Annotated in this window: 20 protein-coding genes; 4 read left to right on the top strand and 16 right to left on the bottom strand. The window is 70.4% G+C overall.

The features are described from left to right. Positions 1–15: 15 nt before the first annotated feature. Genes ACQP2E_RS12750 through ACQP2E_RS12730 form a run of 5 tightly spaced genes read right to left on the bottom strand, consistent with a single transcriptional unit; the run spans position 16 to position 5,311 of the window. The gene (locus ACQP2E_RS12750) at positions 16–1,329 is read right to left on the bottom strand and encodes an AMP-binding protein (protein ID WP_433831153.1); all 1,314 of its coding nucleotides are present in this window, start codon (positions 1,327–1,329) and stop codon (positions 16–18) included. Next, positions 1,310–2,086, bottom strand: coding sequence for an amidohydrolase family protein (locus ACQP2E_RS12745; RefSeq protein ID WP_433831151.1), 777 nt, complete (start codon positions 2,084–2,086; stop codon positions 1,310–1,312). The genes ACQP2E_RS12750 and ACQP2E_RS12745 overlap by 20 nt, the downstream gene beginning before the upstream one ends. A 2-nt stretch (positions 2,087–2,088) precedes the next feature. After that, entirely contained in the window at positions 2,089–3,189 is a 1,101-nt protein-coding gene (locus ACQP2E_RS12740) for a 3-dehydroquinate synthase II family protein (RefSeq protein ID WP_433831149.1), read from the bottom strand. Positions 3,190–3,217: 28 nt separating this feature from the next. After that, positions 3,218–4,033 carry a 2-amino-3,7-dideoxy-D-threo-hept-6-ulosonate synthase gene (locus ACQP2E_RS12735; protein WP_433831147.1) on the bottom strand — a complete coding sequence of 272 codons (816 nt, stop codon included), beginning with the start codon at positions 4,031–4,033 and terminating at the stop codon, positions 3,218–3,220. 24 nt (positions 4,034–4,057) lie between these two features. Next, positions 4,058–5,311 carry an aspartate kinase gene (locus ACQP2E_RS12730; protein WP_433831145.1) on the bottom strand — a complete coding sequence of 418 codons (1,254 nt, stop codon included), beginning with the start codon at positions 5,309–5,311 and terminating at the stop codon, positions 4,058–4,060. Between the two features lie 241 nt (positions 5,312–5,552). Between ACQP2E_RS12730 and ACQP2E_RS12725 the strand changes: the two genes are divergently transcribed. Together ACQP2E_RS12725 and ACQP2E_RS12720 are read left to right on the top strand one after the other, a co-directional pair. Continuing rightward, positions 5,553–7,523 (top strand): anthranilate synthase family protein, encoded by a 1,971-nt coding sequence (locus ACQP2E_RS12725; RefSeq protein WP_433833908.1) that lies wholly within the window; start codon positions 5,553–5,555, stop codon positions 7,521–7,523. Continuing rightward, positions 7,520–7,828, top strand: coding sequence for a chorismate mutase (locus tag ACQP2E_RS12720; RefSeq protein WP_433831143.1), 309 nt, complete (start codon positions 7,520–7,522; stop codon positions 7,826–7,828). The genes ACQP2E_RS12725 and ACQP2E_RS12720 overlap by 4 nt, the downstream gene beginning before the upstream one ends. On the opposite strand, the gene ACQP2E_RS12715 is transcribed toward ACQP2E_RS12720, so the two are convergent. The 3 genes from ACQP2E_RS12715 to ACQP2E_RS12705 all read right to left on the bottom strand — a co-directional run bounded on the left by ACQP2E_RS12715 (position 7,825) and on the right by ACQP2E_RS12705 (position 11,135). Continuing rightward, on the bottom strand, positions 7,825–9,453 hold the full coding sequence (locus ACQP2E_RS12715) for a BBE domain-containing protein (RefSeq protein ID WP_433831141.1): 1,629 nt from the start codon (positions 9,451–9,453) through the stop codon (positions 7,825–7,827). The two genes, ACQP2E_RS12720 and ACQP2E_RS12715, sit on opposite strands and share 4 nt — an antisense overlap. Positions 9,454–9,521: 68 nt before the next feature. Further along, entirely contained in the window at positions 9,522–9,941 is a 420-nt protein-coding gene (locus tag ACQP2E_RS12710; protein WP_433831138.1) for a DUF1622 domain-containing protein, read from the bottom strand. Positions 9,942–10,025: 84 nt separating this feature from the next. Further along, positions 10,026–11,135, bottom strand: a complete 1,110-nt coding sequence (locus ACQP2E_RS12705; RefSeq protein ID WP_433831136.1) for a hypothetical protein — start codon at positions 11,133–11,135, stop codon at positions 10,026–10,028. Between the two features lie 329 nt (positions 11,136–11,464). On the opposite strand from ACQP2E_RS12705, the gene ACQP2E_RS12700 reads away from it, so the two are divergent. Further along, complete coding sequence (locus ACQP2E_RS12700) at positions 11,465–13,651, top strand: discoidin domain-containing protein (RefSeq protein ID WP_433831134.1); 2,187 nt, start codon at positions 11,465–11,467, stop codon at positions 13,649–13,651. A gap of 83 nt (positions 13,652–13,734) precedes the next feature. On the opposite strand, the gene ACQP2E_RS12695 is transcribed toward ACQP2E_RS12700, so the two are convergent. The 4 genes from ACQP2E_RS12695 to ACQP2E_RS12680 all read right to left on the bottom strand — a co-directional run bounded on the left by ACQP2E_RS12695 (position 13,735) and on the right by ACQP2E_RS12680 (position 17,845). Next, positions 13,735–15,240, bottom strand: coding sequence for a protein kinase domain-containing protein (locus tag ACQP2E_RS12695; RefSeq protein WP_433831132.1), 1,506 nt, complete (start codon positions 15,238–15,240; stop codon positions 13,735–13,737). Then, positions 15,230–16,282: a sensor histidine kinase gene (locus tag ACQP2E_RS12690; RefSeq protein WP_433831130.1), complete on the bottom strand. Its 1,053-nt coding sequence runs from the start codon at positions 16,280–16,282 to the stop codon at positions 15,230–15,232. Before ACQP2E_RS12690 ends, ACQP2E_RS12695 begins: the two co-directional genes overlap by 11 nt. Beyond that, the gene (locus ACQP2E_RS12685) at positions 16,275–16,970 is read right to left on the bottom strand and encodes a response regulator transcription factor (RefSeq protein ID WP_433831128.1); all 696 of its coding nucleotides are present in this window, start codon (positions 16,968–16,970) and stop codon (positions 16,275–16,277) included. The genes ACQP2E_RS12690 and ACQP2E_RS12685 overlap by 8 nt, the downstream gene beginning before the upstream one ends. 62 nt (positions 16,971–17,032) lie before the next feature. Beyond that, positions 17,033–17,845, bottom strand: coding sequence for a hypothetical protein (locus ACQP2E_RS12680; protein WP_433831126.1), 813 nt, complete (start codon positions 17,843–17,845; stop codon positions 17,033–17,035). Positions 17,846–18,073: 228 nt separating this feature from the next. Between ACQP2E_RS12680 and ACQP2E_RS12675 the strand changes: the two genes are divergently transcribed. Continuing rightward, the gene (locus tag ACQP2E_RS12675) at positions 18,074–18,679 is read left to right on the top strand and encodes a TetR/AcrR family transcriptional regulator (RefSeq protein WP_433831124.1); all 606 of its coding nucleotides are present in this window, start codon (positions 18,074–18,076) and stop codon (positions 18,677–18,679) included. A gap of 163 nt (positions 18,680–18,842) precedes the next feature. On the opposite strand, the gene ACQP2E_RS12670 is transcribed toward ACQP2E_RS12675, so the two are convergent. From ACQP2E_RS12670 to tkt, 4 genes are all read right to left on the bottom strand, one after another. Next, complete coding sequence (locus ACQP2E_RS12670) at positions 18,843–19,400, bottom strand: hypothetical protein (RefSeq protein WP_433831122.1); 558 nt, start codon at positions 19,398–19,400, stop codon at positions 18,843–18,845. 81 nt (positions 19,401–19,481) lie between these two features. Continuing rightward, positions 19,482–20,234 carry an ANTAR domain-containing protein gene (locus tag ACQP2E_RS12665; RefSeq protein WP_433831120.1) on the bottom strand — a complete coding sequence of 251 codons (753 nt, stop codon included), beginning with the start codon at positions 20,232–20,234 and terminating at the stop codon, positions 19,482–19,484. A gap of 59 nt (positions 20,235–20,293) precedes the next feature. Further along, complete coding sequence (locus ACQP2E_RS12660; RefSeq protein ID WP_433831118.1) at positions 20,294–20,527, bottom strand: hypothetical protein; 234 nt, start codon at positions 20,525–20,527, stop codon at positions 20,294–20,296. A gap of 233 nt (positions 20,528–20,760) precedes the next feature. Beyond that, positions 20,761–22,965, bottom strand: coding sequence for a transketolase (gene tkt, locus ACQP2E_RS12655; protein WP_433831116.1), 2,205 nt, complete (start codon positions 22,963–22,965; stop codon positions 20,761–20,763). Positions 22,966–22,991: the final 26 nt, after the last annotated feature.

The following is a 22,991-nucleotide window of genomic DNA, read 5'->3' as shown; positions in this document are numbered from 1 at the left end:
ATCGGCTCCCGGGGGTCAGTAGTAGAGAAGGGCCTTGTCCCAGTCCTCGTCCGGGCCGAACAGGCTGCGCGGCTTGACCACGTCCTGGGTAGCGGTCAGCGCGTGGTGCGGGACGAGGGTGCCCGGGGCCAGGCCGGCCACGTACGCGTCGACGCCGAGCCGGGAACGGATCGCTGCGGTCAGCGCGGCCGTCGCGGGAGCGCTGTGTTCCGCGGCCACCTCCAGCTCCACGAAGAGCGTCTCGGTGGTGGCCTTGGCCCGCCAGAACACCACGTCGTACTCGGCGGGCAGTTCGAAGACCAGGGTTTCCAGCTCCTGCTGGCTGATCCGGGCGTTGCCGACCGGGTAACCGAACCCGGACCGGCCCAGGACCCGGATGGTCGGCAGGTTCCAGCCGCAGGCACAGTCGCGGTAGGACAGCTCCACCGCGTCCTCGAGGTGGTAACGCAGCAGTGGCATGGCTTCCCGGTACAGCGGCGTCACCACGAGCTGTCCGGCGCCCTCGGCGACGACCGTGCCGTCCTCGGGCCGGTAGATCTCCGGAATCGCCCGGTCGGCCCAGAAGTGCAGGCGCCCGTGCGGGCACTCGCCGGCGAGGCTGCCGGTCTCGGTGGAGCCGTACTCCTCGACCACCGGCACGCCCCAGATCCTGCTGATCCGCGCCCGGCGGGCCGGGGTGAGCGGCTCACCGCCGACGAACAGGGCGCGCAGCGCGGGGAAGTCGGTGCCGGGGTGGTGACCGGCGAGCCGGGCCGCCGCCGCCCAGATCAGGGTCTCGGTCGGCATCGACCAGGTGAGCGTCACCTCCAGGTCGTGCAGGACCCGGACCACCCGGGAGTACGGCATCGCCAGCGACCTGTTGTCGCCGGGCACCACCGTGGCGCCGTGCAGCCGGGCCGCCCGGTGCGCCAGATGCCCGGTGATCATCAGCGCGTACGGGGTGCGGACCAGGAACACGTCGTCCGCCCGGATGCCGACCCATTTGCGGGCGTACCTTTCGGCCAGGTCGGTCCAGTCCCGTTCGGTGTAGTACGAGGCGGTCGGCGCGCCGGCGGTGCCGCTGGACTCGTGGTAGGTGGCGAGTTCCTGCTTGGGCACCGCCAGCAGGCCGAACGGGTACCCGTCGCGCAGGTCCTGTTTGCTGGTCAGCGGCAGATCCGTGAGGTCGGCGCGGGTACGCGGCACCGTGCCGCCGAAACGCCGCTGGTAGAACGGTGACCGGGCGGCCCAGCCGAACAGCTGCTCCAGCTGCGCGTCCTGTAACCGGGTCAGCTCCTCGTGGCCGCGCCACTGCCCCAGTTCCGGCAGGTCAGACACTGTCTGTGTCATCAGGCTCCTCCAGGTTGAGAACGCGCGCGGCGTTGTCCCAGGCGATCCGCGCCCAGTCGGCCGGCGGCAGGTCGAGCGTGCGGAACTTCGCCAGCTCCACGTCCGGGTGCTGCAGGGGGTACTCGGAACCGAACAGCAGCCGGTCGGATCCCAGCCGGCGCAGGGCGGCGGCGAGCACGCTGGAATATCCGCCGGACGTCTCGAACAGGATGTTCGGCCGCGGTGCGACGACCTCGACGGCGTCGAAGTCGATGTTGCCGGTGCCGCTGTGCCCGAGCACGAATGCGGTGTCCGGGAAGTCGCCCGCCAGGGCTGCGAGGTCTCGTACCCCGCAGCCCTGGCGGATCAGGCAGACCACGTAGACCGGGTGGCCCTGCCCGGCTGCGACTTCCACGAGCCCCCGGGTACGCGGATCGTCGAGCGGAACACCGTGCACGGCCGGCGACAACTCCAGCCCGTGGAAGTCGGTGGCGCGTTTCGCGTACTCCTCTGCCGGGCGGTGCGGGTTGGCGAACCAGAACGGCACCAAGCGGCCACCGGACCGGCGGGCGGCGGCGAGCACCGCGTCGTTGCCGGCGTCCGTGGTGACGTGGCCGCCGAGCACCAGTTGCCGGGAGAGCTGGACCAGGTCGATGGTCCCGCCCGCGCAGACCACCGCCCGGCTGATCCCGGCCGCGCCGAGCGTCGCCAGCAGCTTCTCCTCGGCGCCGGCCACCGGCGCGAGCCGGGCGTGGAAGTCGAACAGCCGCTGGGTCACAGTCACTTCTCCAGGCAGAACTCGTCGATCGGGTAGCCGACGTGGCGCTCGGCAGTGGGCAGGTAGCCGAGCACCCGGTCGCCGGGGCGCAGCTCGGTGGTGTTGAGCACGACGCCTTCCGGGCCGAGGACCCGCACGTGCCAGTCGTCCTGCACGATCAGGTTGACCTGCTGGCCGTTGGGCGCCACCGCGTCGATCGCCAGCAGCGGACGGGTTTCGATCTTCACCCGGCCGACGGTGACCAGCCGGGTGTTGCCCTTGCTGTCCACGGCCGTGACCTTGCTGCCCGCGGTGAGTTCGCTGAGATAGTTGGTACGTCCCTCACCGGACAGTGTGTACGAGTGGATCGCCCCGGCGTTGACCCGGAACGGGCGGGTCGGCATGTACGGCAGCGGGTGCGTCTCCGAGCAGGACAGGATCATGCCCTTGGAGTGCGAGCCGACCAGGATGCCCTCGTCCGGCCGGAAGTGCGAGCAGGTGTCCACGCAGGCCCGCTCACCCATGCCGACGTGGGAGATGCCGGTGACCTCGAGCTCGACCAGCTCCAGGCTGCCGGGCTCGGCGGTGGCCGCGGTGCGCAGCGCGGTGGCGTCGCCGACCGAGCGGGCCGGCAGCAGCACACCGTCGGAGCCGCGCTCCAGGACACCGAAGACGATCTCGGCCTCCTCGACGTCGGCGACCGCTGTGATGATCACGTTGTCGGTGGCCTGGTGCGCGGCGGCCAGGACGATCTCCAGCGGGATCTTGGTGGGGTCGCGGAACAGGATCACGCTCCACGGCTGCGTACGCGCCGCGACACACGCCTTGTCCAGGGTCTCCGCGTCGATCACCTCGACGAAGTGCCCGTATTGCACGTCGGTGCGGCTGCCGTACTCGTCCGGGACACCTTTGGTCACGTCCAGGAGCAGCAGGTCGACGTTCTCCAGCGACTCGGGGACGGCGTTGCCGTGCGGCAGCAGCACTCGTCTGACCGTCGGCGGCAGGCTCTGCAGGTCCGCCGGGTCGGCGGCGACGATGCCGTCGACGCGCTGGTGAATCGCCTCCTCGATGATCGCGGCCTTGGCGGCGGTGGTGTCGCGGATGTCCAGCCAGGACAACTTCACGGAACTCTCCTCAATACCGGGGACGCCGTCAGCGGGCGGCCGTCTGGAGCTCGCGCGGCGACGCCGCGACGGGCTGAGCGTGTACTCGATCCGCGACCGCCCTGGCGAGCAGGCCGGCATCGGGGGACTCAAAGATGTTGCGGCCCATCGCGAGGCCCGCGACCGGCGTGCCGAGCACCTCGTCGACGTGCGACAGCAGCACTGTGGTGTCGGCCAGCCGTGGCCCACCGGCGACGATCACCGGGATCGGGCAGCTGCGCACCACATCGCCCATCGTGTCGGCGGCGCCGGTGTACGGCAGTTTCACCACGTCCGCACCGAGGTCGGCGGCGAGCACGCCGGCGTGTGCCACCAGTTCGGGGTGGCGGGGGTTCTCGATGCGCGGGCCGCGCGGGTACATCATCGCCAGCAGCGGCATGTTCCAGCGGTCGCAGGACTCGGCGACCCGGGCCATGTCGGCGACCTGCCGGGCCTCGTCGTGTGAACCGATGTTGACGTGCACGCTGACCGCGTCGGCGCCGAGCCGTACCGCCTCTTCGACGCTGGCCACCAGATATTTGGCGTCCGGGTCCGGAGCATGCCGGGTGCTGGCGCTCAGGTGCACGATCAGGGCGATGCCGTGCAGGTGGTCCGGGTCGGCCGAGCGCAGGGCGCCCTTGTGCAGCACGACCGCGTCGATGCCGCTGCCGGCGAGCTGGGCCAGCAGCGCGCCGGCGCCGCCGGCCGTGCCGAGCGGGCCGTCGGATACGGAATGGTCCATCGGCACCACCAGCAGGCGGTCACCGCCGTGCCGGTACAGGCGGCGCAGGCGCATGCTGCGGCCGAAAGGCAGGTTCGCGGACAACGGGAGCCTCCTCGTGCGAAGCGGTCAGGACGGGACTGGGGTCGCCAGGTCGTAGTCGTCGTGGGCGAGGCCGAACTGCTCGTGGAGCACGGCCACCGCGTCGCCCACCGACGGCAGCGGCACGGTCACCGAGGTGCGCAGCTGGGTGGCCGACACCCAGCTGGTGGCGATGCCGGCCTGGTTGAGCGTGGTGAGCATCCGGGCAACGATCTCCGGACGGTTGAGCAGGCCGGTGCCGATCAGCGAGACCTTGCCGACCCCGGCGTCCACGTCCACCCGGCCGCCGGCCGGCGCCACCGCCGCTCGCAGCGGGCCGAGCAGCCGGTCCAGGTGGTCACGGCGCACGGTGAAACCCATCCGGAACTCGGGTTCGCCGCTTCCGGAACGGGCCACCAGGTCGACAGCGACCCCGCAGCGGCCGAGCGTGCCGAACACCTGCGCGGCTACGTCGGTACGCGCCTGCACCAGGACGCGGGCCACGGCCCGGTCGTGGGTGATCGCCAGGACCGCGCCGCGGTCCTCCAGCGATTCGGTACGCACGCTGAGCACGGTGGTGCCCGGCTCTGCGGTCTGCGAGCTGCGGACCTCGATGTCGACTCCGCTGAGTGCGGCCAGCTCGACGGCCCGGGAGTGCATGACGCCGGCGCCGCCGAAGGCCATCTCGGTCATCACGGCGGACGGCACCGACGGCAGCCGGCGGCTGTGCGGAACAAGCCGCGGATCGGCGGTGTAGATGCCGTCGACGTCGGTGTAGATCTCGCACCGGTCGGCGCCGAGTTCGGCCGCCACGGCGACCGCGGTCGTGTCCGAGCCGCCACGGCCCAGGGTGAGTACGTCGCCGTGCTCGTCGACCGCCTGAAATCCGGTGATGACCACGACCAGGCCGTCGGCGAGCAGGCTGCGCACGCGGCCGGTGTCGATCCCGGCGATCGTGCCGGTTCCGTGCCGCCCGGCGGCCCGGATCCCGGCCTGGGCCGCGGTCAGTGACGCGGCCGGGACGCCCTGGGCGGTCAGCGCCATCGCGAGCAGCGCCGCCGAGACGGTCTCGCCGGTGGCGAGCAGCTGGTCGAGTTCGCGGGCGGGCGGCGCCGGCGTTATCTGTTCGGTCAGGTGCAGCAGTTCGTCGGTGGTGTCACCGCGGGCGGAGACCACGACCACGACCGGCCGGCCCTGACCGGCGGTACGGGCGACGACACCGGCCACGTGCGCGATCTTCTCCACGGTCGCCAGTGACGACCCGCCGTACTTCTGCACGACAATCGGATCGGAATATTTCATAGCGCGTTCACCTGTCGCTCGATGAGCAGATTACCGAAGCGCATTCACCGTCCGGCAATGGCGACGCTAGCAGCGGTCTCGGGTACGCGTTACTACCCGTTCAAGTGGCGGAAGCTGGGGATACGCGCTTACGCGAATAGGTAGTTGTCTCTGCGGAATTGCTGAACAAGTGTCGAGTGGACGTCGCATTTACGCGCGCCGGAGGGACATTGAAGTGACACCCGACACATTCTCACCGGAAATGCCGCCAACAGCGGGAGAAACGGTAAGCGCGAACGGCCGGCACACCACGGCGGCCCTGCTCGACCAGCTGCTGGCGCCGCACCCGCCCGCTTTCGCCCTGCTGCACCGCCCGCACGCCGGCCCGGACGCGGTCGACGTCATCATCGGCACGGCGTTCGTGGTGGACCGGCTGGCCGACCTGCCGCTGCCCGGCGATCCGGGCAGCGATCTCGACGAACTGGTCGTGCTCGTGCCCTATCGGCAGATCGTCGAACGCGGTTTCACCGGCTACGACGACCGGGCGCCGCTGGTCGCGATCCGGCCGTCCGCCCGGGCCACCGTCTCCCGCGCGCGGCTGTGCGAGCTGCTGCCCGACGAGGAGGTACGCCTCGACGGCGGCGCCTTCGACCTCGACGACCAGGAGTACGCGGCGGCGGTACGCCGGGTGCTGACCGAGGAGATCGGCCGCGGCGAGGGCGCCAACTTCGTCCTCAAGCGGTCCTTCCTCGCCACCGTGCCGGACTTCTCGGTGCGTACGGCACTGGCGATGTTCCGCCGGCTGCTCTCCCGCGAGACCGGCGCGTACTGGACCTTCGCCGTGCACACCGGCGACCGTACGCTGATCGGCGCCTCCCCCGAGCTGCACGTCGGCGTGGACGACCGGCGGGTCCGGATGAACCCGATCAGCGGTACCTATCGATATCCGGCGGACGGCCCGTCCGTACCCGGCGCGTTGCGGTTCCTGGACGACCCCAAAGAGATCGACGAGCTGTACATGGTCCTCGACGAGGAACTCAAGATGATGGCGCGGATCTGCCCCGATGGCGGCCTGGTCCGCGGCCCGCACCTGACGCCGATGGCCCGGCTCGCGCACACCGCCTACTACATCGAGGGTGACAGCGACCGGGACCTGCGCGACATCCTGCGCGAGTCGCTGTTCGCGCCGACCGTGACCGGCAGCCCGGTGGAGAACGCCTACCGCGTCATCCACCGCCACGAGCGGCGCAGCCGCGGCTACTACAGCGGCGTGCTGGCTCATTTCTCCCGCGACAGCGCCGGCCTGCGCCGGCTCGACTCGTCCATCGTGATCCGCACCGCCGACATCGACCGTTACGGCCGGCTCGACCTCGCCGTCGGATCCACCCTGGTCCGGCACTCCGATCCGGCCGGTGAGGTCGCCGAGACCCACGGCAAGGCGGTCGGTGTGCTCAGCGTCTTCGACCGGGCGGCCGGGCACACCGCGGCCCCGGCGACCCCGCCCGCCTCGCTGGCCAGCGACCCGGGGATCCGTGCCGCCCTGGCCCGCCGCAACGACCGGCTGGCCCGGTTCTGGTTCGACCGCGACACCCCGGCCGGCGATCCCGCCCTGCTCGGCCGGCGGGTACTGCTCGTCGACGCCGAGGACACCTTCACCGCGATGCTCACCCAGCAACTGCGCGCCCTCGGACTGGTTGTCGAGCTGCGCGGCCACCGGCAGGTCAGCGCCGAGGAGGCCGCCTCCAGCGAGTACGACCTGCTGGTGGCCGGTCCCGGGCCGGGCGACCCGCGCGGCGACGACCCGAAGATCCGGACACTGCTCGACATCATCGAGGCGCGCCTGAACCGGCGCGCCCCACTGCTCGCCGTCTGCCTGAGCCACCAGGTGCTCTGCCGGCATCTGGGCCTGACCATCGTGCGCCGGTCACACCCGAACCAGGGTGTCCAGCAGGAGATCGACCTGTTCGGCGAGCGGGTCCGGGCCGGCTTCTACAACACGTACGCGGCCCGCAGCACCGGCGACGAGCTGGAGTTGCCGGCGCCGATCGGCACGGTACGGATCAGCCGCGATCCAGCCGGCGGTGAGGTGCACGCCCTCGGCGGCGAGCACTTCCGTTCCGTGCAGTTCCACCCGGAGTCGATCCTCACCCAGCACGGTGTCGCGATCCTCGCCGCGCAGCTGCGGCCGCTGCTGGCCGCACCGGGGCTGGCCGCACCGGGGCTGGCGCGATGAACGCCCGCGCCGTCGAGGTCGTCGACGTCCCGCTGCTCAACCCTTATCAGCCCGAGCCTGAGCCCGAGGCCACGCCCGCGCCGGACGCGGCCGCCCTCGACGAGCAGATGCGCCGGCTCGACCACGAGCTGTTGCAGCTGGTGCAGCGGCGTACCGAACTGGCCCGCCGCCTGGCCGAGCGGCGCGTCGCCGAGGGCGGCACCCGGTACGTGCACGAACACGAACTCGCGGTGGTCCGCCGGTACCGTTCGCTCGGTCCCGACGGGCCGGCCCTCGGGCTGCTCCTGCTGCGGATGGCGCGCTAGGGAAGGCGTACCGACTGGTGGTGCCGGAAGACGTCGCGCGGGTCCCACCGGGCCTTGGCACGTTGCAGTCTCGGATAGTTGCCCTTGTAGTAGAGCGTGGGCCAGCCGACGCCGGAGGTGTTCCACGCGGGGTCGCCCAGATCGGTGTCGGGGTAGTTGACGTAACAGCCGTCGGCGGTCTCGCCCGGCACCGGTACACCACCGGTGCCGGCGAACAATTCCCGGTACGTCCGGCGCACCCAGTCCACATTGGCCTCGTCGTCGGCGGCGCCGGCCCAGAACGACTGCACCAGCAGCTTGAGCACCGAGTCGCGCTGCGCGACAGCGGTGGCGTCCGGTGCGACCGCGTTGACCCGGCCGCCGTAGGAGAACAGCACCACCCCGGCCCTCGGGTTGGCGAAGGTCCCACCGGTGAGCTGCCGGTACAGCGTGCGGGCCTGCGCCGGCGAGAGCGAGCGCCGCAGAAAGGCCGACTTGTGGTCGGCCCGCTGGGTCGGGTCGGTGAGTGCCGGGGTGTTGGTGGCGACGTACGCGGTCGCGCGCAGCCACGGCCACCGTGCCGGCTCGGCGGCCGCCGTCATCGGCCCCAGGTCGCCCAGCGGCGCGGTCATCGGCTGCCGGTAACCGGCCGGGTCGTCGGCCACGCCGTCGAGCACCGCGGTCAGGAACCCGTCGAGCAGCGCGGCGGCGCCCGGCGCGGTGCCGTCGACCTGGACCAGCATGCCGGACCCACCGGCACTGCGGTGGTTGAGCGCGAGCACCGCGGAGAGTGCCTCGGCCGGTGAGCCCGGGGCACTGTGTAGCTCGTGCCAGCGCCCGAAGTTGGTGACCAGCCGCACGAAGCGCTGCTCGTCGAGAGCGGCCCAGTCCAGGCCGGCGCCGTGCAGCAGCACCGTCTGCGGCGGCTTCGGCAGATCCGGGCCCATCAGGTACCGGGTGACCACCCCGAAGTTACCGCCGCCGCCGCCGGTGTGCGCCCACCACAGGTCGCCGAGGGCGCCGCTGTCGTCACGGGTCGCCACCACGGCGCGGGCACGGCCGGCGGCGTCGACGGTGACGACCTCCACGCCGTACAGGTGGTCCACGGCCAGGCCGTGCCGCCGGGAGAGAAAGCCGTAGCCGCCACCGGCGATGTGCCCGCCCGCGCCGACCGAGTAACAGCTGCCGCCCGGGATGGTCACACCCCACCGGCGATAGAGGGTGCGGTACGCCTCCAGCAACGTGATGCCCGGCCCGATGGAGTACGCCGTGCCGTCGAAGCTGACCTGCGACAGCAGCGAGAGGTCGAGGATGACCCGGGTCTCCGGATTGCTGACGAAGTTCTCGTAACAGTGCCCGCCGCTGCGCACGGTGAGCCGGCGCCTCTCGTCGACGGCGTCCTGCACGGCACGGACCACCTGCGCGGTGGAGGACCCCAGCACGATCCGGTCCGGCCGGGCCGTCCACCGCTGGTTGTTACCGGTGGTCAGCTCCGGATAGCGCGGATCGCCGGGCAGCACCGTCACCGCCGGGCCGGGTGGCGCCGCGTTCGCCGCCCCACCGGCCAGGGCGGTTCCCGGCAGAGCGACGACGGCGGCCGTGGTGGTCGCGCCGACGAGCAGCCGGCGTCGTGGCACAGCAGTCATGAGACACCCCCGTGATCGACTTGAGTCGATGACGGTATTCGCCGGCGCGACCGCCCGAATCACGTGAATCAGGGATTCGCGCGGCCCGCCGCCCCGCCCTGCTCACCTGGCGCCGCCGGTGCGTCCTCGTCGGACGGCTCCCGGCTCGCCGCGCTGCGGCGCCACGGCAAGGAGCCCTCCAGCTCGATCTCCAGCGAAAAACTCAGGAACGTTCGCACCAGCACGAGGACGCCGAGGGTCAGCGTGCTCTGCAGAGTCCGCTCGACCGTGATGGTCAGCACGATGTCCGCGATGATCAAGATTTCGAGGCCCAGCAGGATGACCCGGCCGACGTCCTGCCGGGCACGCTTGTACGCGGCCCGCGGATTTCCCTTGCGCAGCGACACCGCGGCCGACACCAGCGCCAGCAGCGAGCCGGCCGCCAGGATGGTCGCGCCGGTGATCTCGAATCCGGTGACCACCCATTCCATGACCTCGTCATAACTCACTCTGGTTCCGCCCCCACGTGTGGATCGAGCACCTCCGCCGGTTCGCCCTCAATGCCCCCGGGCGACGCCCGGGGAAACGTGCTGTCACAGCAGCCCGCGCTCGCGTACCTCGGCGAGCCGCTCCGGTGGCAGGCACACGGTCAGGTTGCGTTCCAGGTCGACCAGCTCCAGGTCGACCGCGTACACCAGGAAGTCGTCGGTGACCGGCAGCGTGCCGGACCAGTCGCGACGATTGAGCCGAGCCGCAACCGCGCACATCAGCCGGCGGCCGATCTCGGACCCGGCGGCGGCATCGACGTCGTCAGCGTCGAGCAGAGTGAGTTCCTGCGCCACGAGCCGCAACGCCGCGATGTCGTCGAGGCCGGCGTCGGTGCTGGCCTCGAAATCCGCCGGCGACCAGGCCGCGTGCGCGTCGGCCGATCTGAGTTCGGCACGCTCGTCGGCGGTTGCCGCGTGGATCTCGAAGGAGAGCGGGCGCTGCCGGTAGTAGCTCAGCGCCAGGCAGGCGACCGGGCCGTCGACATCGAGCCGTTCCGCAGCGCCCAGAACCCGCGTGACGAAGGAGTCCTCGAGATCGCGGCACGCAACATCGAGATCGAAACCGGCCGGCGGCCGTTCGTAGCGCACCGCCGAGCGCCGGCCGATCACCTCGACCAGGCGCAGCAGGCCACGGTGATCATGCTCGGCCGTCAGCACGGAACGCGGGCGGCCGCCGTGCTCGATCTCGACACGGCTGATCCGCCCGCCGGTGTACTCGTACCGTTCCCGCCCTGAGCCACCGCGCGCGACCATCTCGGCCAAGCGCATCAACCCACCTTCACTTTCGTACGCGTGAAGGTAGATCGGGCCGTCCGCATCGAACTGCGCCGCCTCGACGAGCCCGTCGCCGTGGCGGACGAACGTCTCGGCGTGCAAGCGGCTGCGCAGGAAACCGCTGTACTCCTCGATCACCACCGTGCGGCCGCCGGCGTCGAACCCGATACGCAGCACGTCCCGCCCCACCGGCGGCCGGGCGTCCAGACGACGACCCGGTTTGAGCAGATCCCGCTCGAAATGCAGCGGGCGAAGATCGAGACCTGGCCAGGAGTACCAGTCCCAGCGCTCGACGCACGCGGTCGCCGCCTGCTTCCAGGAGTCGTACTCATCGGCAAGCCGGGCGAACCGCGCGGCGAGGTCAGCACCGTCAATGATCATCTGATCGTCTCCCCGGGCACCGATAACAATTTTTCGAGGGCATTCTTTCTCATTTTCCATTCAAATCTCTCGATATTGAAGACTCGGAGCCAGGCCGGGCGGGCCGATTCAGTTCCGGAACCGTGCTTTGTTGTCGAGATATTGACGCGCGGCAACATGGCGGTAACAATTCGACGGAGAGCGCTCTCTGGTCTGTTACCCGATTACTCCCGCCCCGCCACGCGTCTGTCCCCAATGGACGCTCGGCACCCCGTCCGACAGGCAGGAACATGACACCCCCGACAGTGACTTCTCCGCCGCCGCACCAACACCGACGCCGCGGGAAGGTCGTGCTCAGCGCCGTCCTCGCCGCAGCCCTCGGCATCACCGTCGCCTCGGTCGCCACCACCGCCAGCGCCGCGGACATCCCGGTGTCGCAGGGCAAGACGGCCACCGCCTCATCCGTCGAGAGCGCTGCCTTCCCCGCGTCCGCCGCGGTCGACGGCAACGCCGGCACACGCTGGTCCAGCACGTTCGCCGACCCGCAGTGGCTGCAGGTCGACCTGGGCAGCACGCAGACCATCAACCAGGTCGTGCTGAACTGGGAGGCCGCGTTCGCCTCGGCCTTCACCATCCAGACCTCGGCGAACGGCACCAGCTGGACGAACATCAGCCCGGTCACCGCGGGCCAGTCCGGCGTACAGACGCTGAATGTCTCCGGCAGCGGCCGGTACGTGCGGATGAACGGCACCACCCGGGCCACTCCGTACGGTTACTCGCTCTGGGAGTTCCAGGTCTTCGCGAACGGCGTGAACCCGTCGCCGTCGCCCAGCACGCCGTCACTTCCGACCTCGGACACCCCGGATCTGGGCCCGAACGTGCGGATCTTCGATCCGTCCACGTCGGCGGCGACCATCCAGACGGCAGTGGATCAGGCGTTCAACGCGCAGCTGCGCAGCCCGACCGCGCAGTTCGGAACCCAGCGCCACGTGTTCCTCTTCAAGCCCGGCACATATGGGCGGGTCTGGGCCAACGTCGGGTTCTACACGACGATCGCCGGTCTCGGTCTCAACCCCGACGACGTGACGATCAACGGTGCGGTCAACGTCGACTCCGGCTGGAACTACGGCGACGAGTCCAACGCGACGCAGAACTTCTGGCGCAGCATGGAGAACCTGTCGATCGTCCCCGAGGGCGGCACCAACCGGTGGGCCGTCTCGCAGGCGGCCCCGATGCGCCGGGTGCACATCAAGGGCAACCTGACCCTGGCACCGTCGAACCAGGACAACGGGCAGGGCTACTCCAGCGGCGGATACCTGGCCGACTCGGTGGTCGACGGCGTCGTCTCCTCCGGTTCCCAGCAGCAGTGGTACACCCGGGACAGCCGGATCGCGCGCTGGGACGGCGGCGTCTGGAACATGGTCTACTCCGGCGTCCAGGGCGCCCCGGCCAACGCATTCCCGAACCCGCCGCACACCACGCTGGCCACCACGCCCGTCACCAGGGAAAAGCCCTTCCTGTACGTCGACAGCGCCGGCCTGTACCGCGTCTTCGTGCCCGCTCTGCGGCGCAACTCGGCGGGCGCCAACTGGCCGAACACCGCCGGCACCTCGATCCCGATGCGGGAGTTCTACGTCGCCAAGCCCGGTGACAGCGCCGCCCGGATCAACTCCGCGCTGGCCCAGGGCCTGAACCTGTTCTTCACCCCGGGCACGTACTCGCTCAACGAGACCCTCCGGGTCACCCGGCCCAACACCGTGGTGACCGGCATCGGCTTCCCGACCCTGATCCCGAACAACGGGGTCGAGGCCCTGAACGTCGCCGACGTCGACGGGGTCAAGGTCAGCGGCCTGACCTTCGACGCCGGTACCACGAACAGCCCGACGCTGATGAGCATCGGACAGCCCGGCGTGCACACCGACCACGCCGCGAACCCGATCAGCCTGCAGGACGTCTTCTTCCGGATCGGCAGCAGCGTCCAGGGCAAGGCCACCACCACCCTCGCGGTGCACAGCGACGACACGCTGATCGACCACATCTGGGCCTGGCGTGCCGACCACGGCGGCGCACCGACCGGCTGGACGGTCAACACCGGCGACACCGGCGTCATCGTGAACGGTGACGACGTCCTGGCCACCGGCCTGTTCGTCGAGCACTACCAGAAGTACGAGGTGATCTGGAACGGCAACCGCGGGAAGACGATCTTCTTCCAGAACGAGAAGCCGTACGACGTACCCAACCAGGCGGCCTGGATCGGTCCTCGCGGAAACGGGTACGCCGCCTACAAGGTCGCCGACAACGTCACCGACCACGAGCTGTGGGGCGGCGGCTCGTACGCCTACTTCAACGTCAACCCCAGCGTCCGGGTGGACCGGGCCTTCGAGGTCCCGAACCGGGCCGGGGTCCGGCTCCGCAGCGTCCTGACCGTCTCCCTCGGTGACGTCGGCACCATCGCCAACGTCGTCAACGACACCGGCGGCGCCGTCCCCAACCCGGCCGGCAACACCACGCCGCGCAACGTGGTGGCGTACCCCTGATCCACACGCATCACCGCGAACCTGCGTGAACCCGGCGGCCACCAGTGCACCCCGCGCTGGCGGCCGCTTCACGCGTACCCAAGTCAGGTGTTGATCGAGGACGGGACCCAGTCGTCGCAGGTCACCGTCATCGTGACCTGGGTCCTGCCGTGCTGGAACAACACCGCCGGTGCGGGCCCCGCTTCCCTGTCACCCTCGCTGATCTTGTACGGCTTGATGGCCGTCCACGACAGGATCTGCGCGGTGCCGGCCTCCGGGCAGACGGCCCGGACGGAGCCGGCGGCGGACGACAGGGTGCGTTCCACCGGCTGCACTGCCGCCGCCGTCGTGGTGACCACCGGCTCGGGGCTGCGGGTTCTCGTGGTGGGCGGGTTCGCCTTACTGGTCCGGGCGGTCCGGGCGGGGTCGGCGACGACCGGCTTGGCGCTGTTCGGCGCCCTCGGTACGTCGGCAGCCCTACCCGGCGACGCGGATCCTGGACTCGTTGGCGGCGCTGATGCGGCTGCCTGTTGATCCGAAGGACGCATCAGCCACGACGCCGCACCGGCGGCCACGAGCACCACCGCGGCGGCCAGCGCGTAGACCGCGGGAATCTTCCTCGCGCCCGACCGCGCCTCAAAGCTGGGGAGGGTGTCATCGTCCGAGCCCTGCGGCCGGATCAGGACGGACGGCTCCGGAGCGATCGACCCCGGCGCCGCGACGGTGGCAGGCTCGTCAGTGATGATATGCATCCCGGCGCCGCGAGCGAGCAGCGATGCCACCTCGCGGGCGCTCGGGCGCTGTGCCGGATCCTTGTTCAGGCAGCGGTTGCACAGGTCTGTCACGTCATCGGGCACCTGGAACATCGGCAGCAGCGGTGCCGGCTCCAGATAGACGTGCGCCGTCAGCATCTGCGTGCTCGTCTCACCGGTCCACGGCGAGTGACCGGCGAGCAGCCGGTAGAGCACCACGCCGAGGGCGTACACGTCCGACGCCGGCTCCACCGCATCGTGCAGGAGCCGCTCGGGCGCCAGGTACGCCGGCGTGCCGAACACCTCGAACTCGCCCATGCTCAGCTTCGGCGGCCGGATCGCGGCGGCGATGCCGAAGTCGACCACCTTGGCGCCGGTCGGCGCCAGCATCACGTTGCCCGGTTTGATATCGCGATGTGCCAGGCCTTCGGCGTGTGCGGCAGCCAGGGCCGCGGCAATCTCCGCGCACACCCGCATCGCGTACCGGGGCAGCACCGGGCCGCCCCTCAGCCTCTGATGAAGCGATCCGCCACGGATCAACTCCATCACGACGTACGCGATCACGGCACCGTCGACGTCGGCTTCACCGTAGTCGTAGACCTGGGCGATGTTCGGGTGGGAGAGAGCGGCAGCGGCCCGCGCCTCGTGGAGGACCCGCATCCGCGACTGCGGGTCGTCGGCGTAATGGGCGGCCAGGACCTTCACCGCGACCGGGCGGGCCAGCACGCTGTCGAACGCCCGCCACACCACGGCCATCCCCCCGGCGCCGACCTGGGAGATCAGCCGATAGCGCCCGCCGAGCACCCGGCCGGCGCCGGTGCCGCCGCTCTCGCCGCTGGACCTCCAGTCACCATTCACCACCGGGAGTCTGCCGTGGACCATCGAAGTTCGCATCCCCACGCAGGCGAACCTCGAAGCGGCAGCCTCCGGCGACATTGCGGACCAGCACCTGCCCGCCGTGTGCCTGCACCAGGCCGTGCACGATGGCCAGGCCCAGCCCGCCGCCGCCGCCGCTGCTCTGCGGGGTTCGGGCCCGGCTGCCCCGGAACGCCACGTCGAAGACTCGCGGCAGATCCTCGTCCGGGATGCCGCCGCAGGCGTCGCGTACCGCGAACCAGACCTGCCGGCCGTCGTGGCCGGCGTCGATCCTGACCACACCGTCCTGTGGGGTATGACGCACCGCGTTGACCAGCAGGTTGCCGACGATCCGGTTGAGTTGCGCCGCGTCAGCGGTGACCACCGGCCACCCGCCGTCCCCGGCGGTCACCGCGACTCGCCGGCCGTCAGCCAGCGGGGTCACGGCAGCGACGGCGTCCGAGACCAGGTCACCCAGTGACAGCGGCGCCAGGCTCAGCCGTAAGGCCCCGGCATGAATCCGCGACAGCTCGAACAGATCGTCGACCAGGGCGCTCATCCGATCGGTCTCGGCCTCGATCCGGTGGTGGTACTCGGCCACCATCTCCGGGCCGGCGACCACACCGTCCTGCAACGCCTCGGTCATCGCGCGCAGGCCGGCCAGCGGCGTACGCAGATCGTGCGACACCCAGGCGACCAGGTCCCGGCGGCCGGCCTCCATCCGTCGTTCCTGCTCGCGCGCCTGCACGGCCCACACCGCCGCGGCGGCCAGCCTGCGGCCGAAGACGAAACCGAGCGTCAGGCTCACCACCGTCGACGCCACCACGGTGACCAGTACCACCTGCAGGTCATGGCCGGACAGAAACATCGCCTGGGCCACCGCGACCACCCCGGCGACGACGGCGGCGACCGTGACGGCCAGCAGGACGCACACGTGCACGGTGATCGATCTTCCACGCACCAGCCGCATCACACCGGCGCCGAGCAGCCCGACCACCGCGCCCGCGGCCAGGGCATAACCGGCGATCAACACGATGTCACGCATGGGCAACCGGCTCGTATCGGTAGCCAACACCCCAGACCGTCACGAGCCTCATGGGTACGGAGGGGTCGCGCTCGATCTTCTCCCGCAGCCGCCGCACATGCACTGTCACTGTCGACTGATCGCCGAACTGCCAGCCCCACACCCGGTCGAGCAGTTCGGTGCGGGAGAAGACCCGCACCGGGTGACGCATGAGGAACTCCAACAGGTCGAACTCGCGGACTGTCAGCGGCAGCGGACGGCCGGCGAGCTCAGCGGTCCGCCGGCCGGTGTCGGCGACGAGGTCCCCGTCGATCAGCACCTGGGGAGCAGGCGGCGCTGCCTGGGTGGCGCGGCGCAGCACCGAACGCACGCGCAGGACGAGTTCACGAGGGCTGAAGGGTTTGGTGACGTAGTCGTCAGCACCCACCTCCAGCCCCAGTACCCGATCGCTCTCCTCCCCCAGCGCGGTCAGCATGACGACCGGGAGGCCGGGCTGGGTGCGCCGCAGACGCCGGCACACCTCAAGCCCGCCGAGCCCACCGAGCATCAGGTCGAGTACCACCAGGTCGGGCCGCTCGGCATCGACCGCGGCCAGCGCGGACGGACCGTCGGCGGCCAGCCGTACCCGGCAGCCGTCCTGCTCCAGGTAACGGCGTACGACGTCGCTGACGGTCGGGTCGTCATCGACGACGAGCACCCGGTGGTTCACGAAGGCAGGTTAACCAGATACCCGCCGATGGCGCGGCCCCGTGAGCACCTGAGGAGCCGCCGCTACCGCGCGGTGAACGTGCACCACGGCGACCATCCGGACACCGCCGGTCCATCCTCGGCGCGTACCCGGAACTGGTAGGAGCCGCCGGCGCTGAACGATCCGGCGGGGACGCTCACCCCGTACGGATTGCCGACCGCCACCAGCGTCGCCAGCCCCGGGCGAGCGATCTCGAACCGGGCCACCACGTTGGGGGCCGGTGATTCCCAGCCGATGGTCGCCGCGAAAGTGGGCGCGATCGTGGCGACGACGACCGGGACGACACCCGAGTCGCAGGACTGGAAGCCGCTGTAGGAGTCGGCCGACACCCGCAGGTCCGTCGGTGTCGCCGGGGCGGCGACGGTGCCGGTCTCCACAGTGAACGAACACCACGGCAGCCAGCCGGAGGCCTTGCCGCCGTCCACGGCCCGCACCCGGAACCGGTATTCGCCGTCGGTGAGTGTGCCGGCCGGCACCTGGTACCTGGCGGCCGGCGAGCTGTCGAACCGCACCGTGGCCCGGGCGATCACCGGCTGCCCGGCCGGGGCCACCTCGTACGCCGCCTGCAGATCGGGACGGCCGGTGTTCCAGGCCGGCGCGCCGCTGCTCACCCCGAGGATGGGGGTCAGCGTCCGGGACACCGGCTTGCCGGCACTGCAGAACTGCGGCGCGGTCACCGCGTCCGAGGTCAGGAAGGGCTCGACGGGCGCGTGCGGCCGGGTCTGCGCGGCAGCCGCCGGCGCACCCCCGGCCAGTACGGATCCCAGCGCGACGACGGTGACGATCACAGCCGCCGGCTGCTTGCGCCGGCGGACAAAGCTGCGAATGAATGCCATGGTTCGATTCCACACATGGATCACCGTCACGGCAGCCTCAGAGGCCATGCCGTAAGCAAGCGGTAAGAACTGGCGTCGGCATCGTCGGCGAGGCCGGCCTTCTCGTCCTGCCCGGAGCCCTGTTCCTCGCGATCACCGCGGTCGCGGCGTCGTGGTCGATGCCGCACGTCCTCGCCGGCGGATCGCCGCGATCTGTAGACGGAACGTTCTACCCGCTAAGATGGCCGCATGACGCGCGGCGCAACCGACACCCGGCCGTCCGAAGCCCGGGACAGGCTTCTCGGCACGGCTACCCGGATCTTCTACGCCGACGGCATCCACTCCGTCGGCGTCGATCGGATCATCGCCGAGGCCACGGTGACCCGGGCGACCTTCTACCGGCACTTCCCCAGCAAGGACGACCTCGTGGTCGCCTACCTGCTGGGGGTGCACCAGATGGATCGCGCCGCCCTCACCGCGGCCATCGCCGGCAACGCGACGCCGGCCGGCGCGCTCACCGCGATCGCGGAGGCCATCGCCGCGAACATCCAGTCGCCGGGGTTCCGTGGATGCGCTTTCCTTAATGCCGCCGCGGAGTTCCCCGGCGCCGGCCACCCCGTGCACGAGCAGGTCATCGCGCACCGGCAGTGGTTCCTGGACACGCTGACGACGTTGATGGCGCAGCTCGCCGACGGTTCGTCCGACGCCGCCGCACGTCACTTCGTCATGCTGCGCGACGGGGCCATGGCGGCCGGCTGCCTGTTCGACCCCACGCTGGTGGTCGAGACCTTCCTGCGCGGCGTCGAGGGCCTGGTCCGGATCCACAGCCGGCGCGAGCCGGTTGACGCCGATTGACGCCGGCTGAAGCTCCGGCGCGCGTCCGGTCAGCGGCCGCAGTCTCCAGCAGCCGCAGCCACACCTCGCTGACCGTCGGGAAAGCGGGCACGGCGCGCCAGAGCCGGTCGATCGGGACCTCGCCGACGATGGCGATCGTGGCCGCGTGGACGTGTTCCGCATGTCAGTTTCCCGGTGCGGCACGACCGAGCCGGATGGCGGCGATGAGGAAGAAGACGGCGCCCGGGATGGCGTAACCCACCGCATTGGTCAGCACCGGATCGGTCGCTGAGGCAGCCGCGTAGAACGACGAACCGGCGAGCACGGAGAGACCACCGCTGAAGATCATTGGCCAGTGGCCGCCCATCGTGCGACGGGTCACGCCGACAACGAGCTGGACCAGACCGGCCACGATCGCCCAGACGCCCCACACCCGCAGCATCGCCGGCACGCCGGAGGAGCCGGCCACCGCGAGACCGGCGGCGGCGAGCGAGCTGACCGCTATGTTCACGTACAGCAGCACCGGTGACCCGGAGGCCCGGGAAGCCCGGGCGTCGATGACGGCGGCGGCCACGTCGACCAGCGGGTAGATCACGAACAGCGTGGTGGTGAGCGCGTTGAGTTCGCCGGCGACGGCGAACGTCACGCCGGCCCAGACGAAGGCGAAGGCGGCCCGCGCGAAGTACAGCCTCCGCAGAGCGCCCGCCGTCGTCGAGATACCGGAGGCGGCAACGGTAGTCATGGCGATTCCCTCATGGTAGAACGATCGTTCTGTCGCTCTCCACGATGACGACCCAACCGCGCCACGTCAAGACCGATCGTTCTATCTTTTCGAGGTGAGGGTCGGCGACTGCGGATCCGGCAGCGAGGCCGCACCGGAAATCATGTCGGCAGCGAGCTCGGAGAGCTTGCGGTTGGTGTTGCGGGCGTGACTGCGCATCCGCTGGAAAGCCTCGTCCGGATCGATCCCATGACGTTCGGCGAGCAGACCCTTCGCCTGTTCGATGTTGAGCCGGGTGGTGAACGCCGTCTGCAACTGCTCGGCAAGCGTGCGGTGGATGTTGACGGCCCGGTGTTGCAGCAACGCGATGGCGGCCACGTCAGCGAGAGCCCGGGCGAGTTTCCGGTGGGCCGTACTGAGCGGATCGGGACTGCGACTGAACAGGTTGATGACGCCGATGACCTGTCCGCGTAACCGCATCGGGGTGGCGTGCGCGGACCGGTACCCGTCGCGGTGGGCACGGGCGGCGAACAAACTCCACCGAGGGTCGTGGGTGGCGAGGTGGCAGTGCTCGACAGCCTCGCCGGTGCGGTAGGCCGTGAGACACGGCCCTTGGTCACCGTCGATCTCGAAGAGCTCCAGCAGCCGGGCCGTCTCGTCGGAGGACGCGAGCAGCCGCATCCGGCCGTCCTCGTCGGCCAGCATCACCCCGGCGCCGTCCACTCCGAGCAGATTGATGCAGTAACTGGTGAGCTCGTGCAGGAAGTCCGGCAGGCCGAAGTCCTCCACGAGGGTGTCGGCCAGGAAGACGAAGGCTTCGGCCACCAGCTGCTCCCGTGGCGCCCGGCTGGTCATGAGCCCTGCTGACGGTCGAAACGCATCATGCCGGCGAGGATCTCGGCGGTTCCGCACCTTCAACCAACGGTCGGATCCACCGCCGCACGGGCCTCGTCCATCGTGGCGTACAACGGCAGCCGGCCCGCACCGATGCGCTGCAACCGGGTCCGCAGAACCGTCCCGGCAGGCTGGCACAGGACCAGCCGGACAGGCGGGCGAAGGACGCTGGCGGCACGCCGCGCCGCCAGCAACAGCGGCAAACTGGCGGCGTCATCGCGCGGCAGAGTCGTACCCGAAAGATGTGCTGACATGACAGTGCCTTTCCAGGGCGTCACCCGTCCAGCCGCGAAAGCGGAACTGGACGGCCGCACACGGCGCGACAACCCGCGGAAGTAAAGCCACCACTGATCCCCCACGACATCACACACCCGGCGCGAACTTGAAGGCGCTACCAGGGGTCTGGGGCAGCACGGTGACACGCCACCGCGCTCCCATCATAAAGGTAGCCATTCCCGCAGGGGCGTCTTGTCGCCCATTTAGGAACTCAGGCGGGCCGGTCACCCGTTCCACCCGTCGTGGGAGCGACGGCCTGCTGATGACCACCGGGACGCGCCGTCCCGGCACTGTCCGCGATGCTGGCCCGGGCGGCCGCGGCCACGGCCTCGGCGGTGATGCCGAACTCCCGATAGAGCCGCCGATAATCGGCGGACGCACCGAAATGTTCGAGGCTGACGATCCGGCCGGCGTCGCCGACGATCTCCCGCCAGCCCTGGCCGATCCCGGCCTCGACACTGACCCGGGCACGCACGGCCGGCGGCAGCACCTCGTCGCGGTACTCCAGCGGCTGACCGGCGAACCACTCCAGACAGGGCAGCGACACCACCCGAACCGACATGCCCTCGGCGACGAGCAGGGTCCTGGCGTCCAGGGCGATCTGCACCTCGGAACCGGTGGCGATCAGGATGACGTCAGGCGTGATCGCGCCACCGGCCAGCACGTATCCACCACGGGACACGCCTTCCGCTGAGGCGTACCCATCCTGGCCTCGATCGAGCACTGGAAGATTTTGCCTGGTCAGAACGAGGCCGGCAGGCCGGTCGTGATGCTCCAGGATGGTGCGCCAGCAGACCGCTGTCTCGTTGGCGTCTCCCGGGCGGACCACGTCCAGACCCGGAACGGCACGCAACGCGGCCAGGTGTTCGACAGGCTGATGGGTGGGTCCGTCCTCACCAAGACCGATCGAGTCGTGCGTCCAGACGTAGGTCGCCGGCAGCTGCATCAGCGCCGCCAGCCGCACGGCCGGTCGCATGTAGTCGCTGAACACCAGGAACGTGCCGCCATAGGGCCGGGTCAGGCTCTGCAGGGCGATCCCGTTGAGGATCGCACCCATCGCGTGCTCGCGAATCCCGAAATGCAGGGTCCGCCCATAGGGCCCGCCGGCCCAGTCCTTTGTCTGCCGGTCGGCGGGAATGAACGACGGCTCCCCCGCCATTGTCGTGTTGTTGCTCTCCGCAAGATCCGCTGAGCCACCCCACAGCTCCGGCAGGACCGCCGCGAGCTTGCTGAGGATCTTTCCGGACGCAGCTCGCGTCGCCATTCCCTTCGGGTCCGGCTCGAAGCTGGGCAGCGCTTTCTCCCACCCCGCGGGCAGAGCCCGCGTCAGAAGCCGGTCCAGCAGGGCGGCCCGGTCCGGGTTCGCGGTGCGCCAGGCCCCAAATTCCAGATCCCACTGCTTGTGTACGCCCGAAGCACGCGCGCCCACCTCCCGGGTGTGTGCGAGCACCTCCTCCGGCACGGCGAAGCCGGCCGCCGGGTCGAAGCCGAGCAGCTGTTTGGTGGCGGCGATCTCGTCGGCCCCGAGCGCGGACCCGTGCGCCTTGCCGGTGTTCTGCTTGGCCGGCGCCGGCCAGCCGATGATCGTCCGCAGCAGGATCAGCGACGGGCGCCCGGTCTCCGCCTTGGCGGCCTCGGTCGCGGCGAGCAGCGCGTCGATGTCCTCGACGTAGGCTCCGGTGCTGGTCCAGTCGACGGTCTGCACGTGCCACCCGTAAGCGGCGTAGCGTGCGGCGACGTCCTCGCTGAACGAGATGCCGGTGTCGTCCTCGATCGAGATGTGGTTGGAGTCGTAGAACAGCACCAGGTTGCCCAGCTGCTGGTGACCGGCGAGCGAGCTGGCCTCCGCCGTGACGCCTTCCATCAGATCGCCGTCGGACGCGACCACGTAAACATGATGGTCGAACGGGCTCTGGCCGGCAGCGGCGTCCGGGTCGAGCAGGCCGCGCTCGCGGCGTGCCGCGAGCGCCATGCCGACGGCGCTGGCGAGGCCCTGGCCGAGCGGTCCGGTGGTGATCTCCACACCACGGGTGTGCCGGTACTCGGGATGACCGGGCGTCGCCGATCCCCAGGTGCGCAGCGCCTGCAGGTCGCTGAGTTCCAAGCCGTAACCGCTGAGGTAGAGCTGAACGTAGAGGGTCAGGCTGGAGTGCCCGCAGGACAGCACGAACCGGTCCCGGCCGAGCCACTGGTCGTCGGCCGGATCGTGCCGCATCACATTCTGGAACAGCAGATACGCCAGCGGCGCCAAACTCATCGCGGTGCCGGGATGGCCGTTGCCGACCTTCTGCACCGCGTCGGCGGCGAGCAACCGGGCGGTGTCGACAGCGCGAACATCGACGTCGGTCCAGCCGGCAGCCCCGGCGACAGGCGCCGCCACGGTACGGCCGGCGCTCGGGTCAGGTGCTGCGTTCATGGCGTGCCTCCTCGAACGGTGGCCGA

The organism is Actinoplanes sp. CA-015351 (genome assembly GCF_050955685.1).
In the GTDB taxonomy this organism is placed as follows: Bacteria; Actinomycetota; Actinomycetes; order Mycobacteriales; family Micromonosporaceae; genus Actinoplanes.
This window is presented reverse-complemented; position numbering and strand designations above follow the sequence as displayed.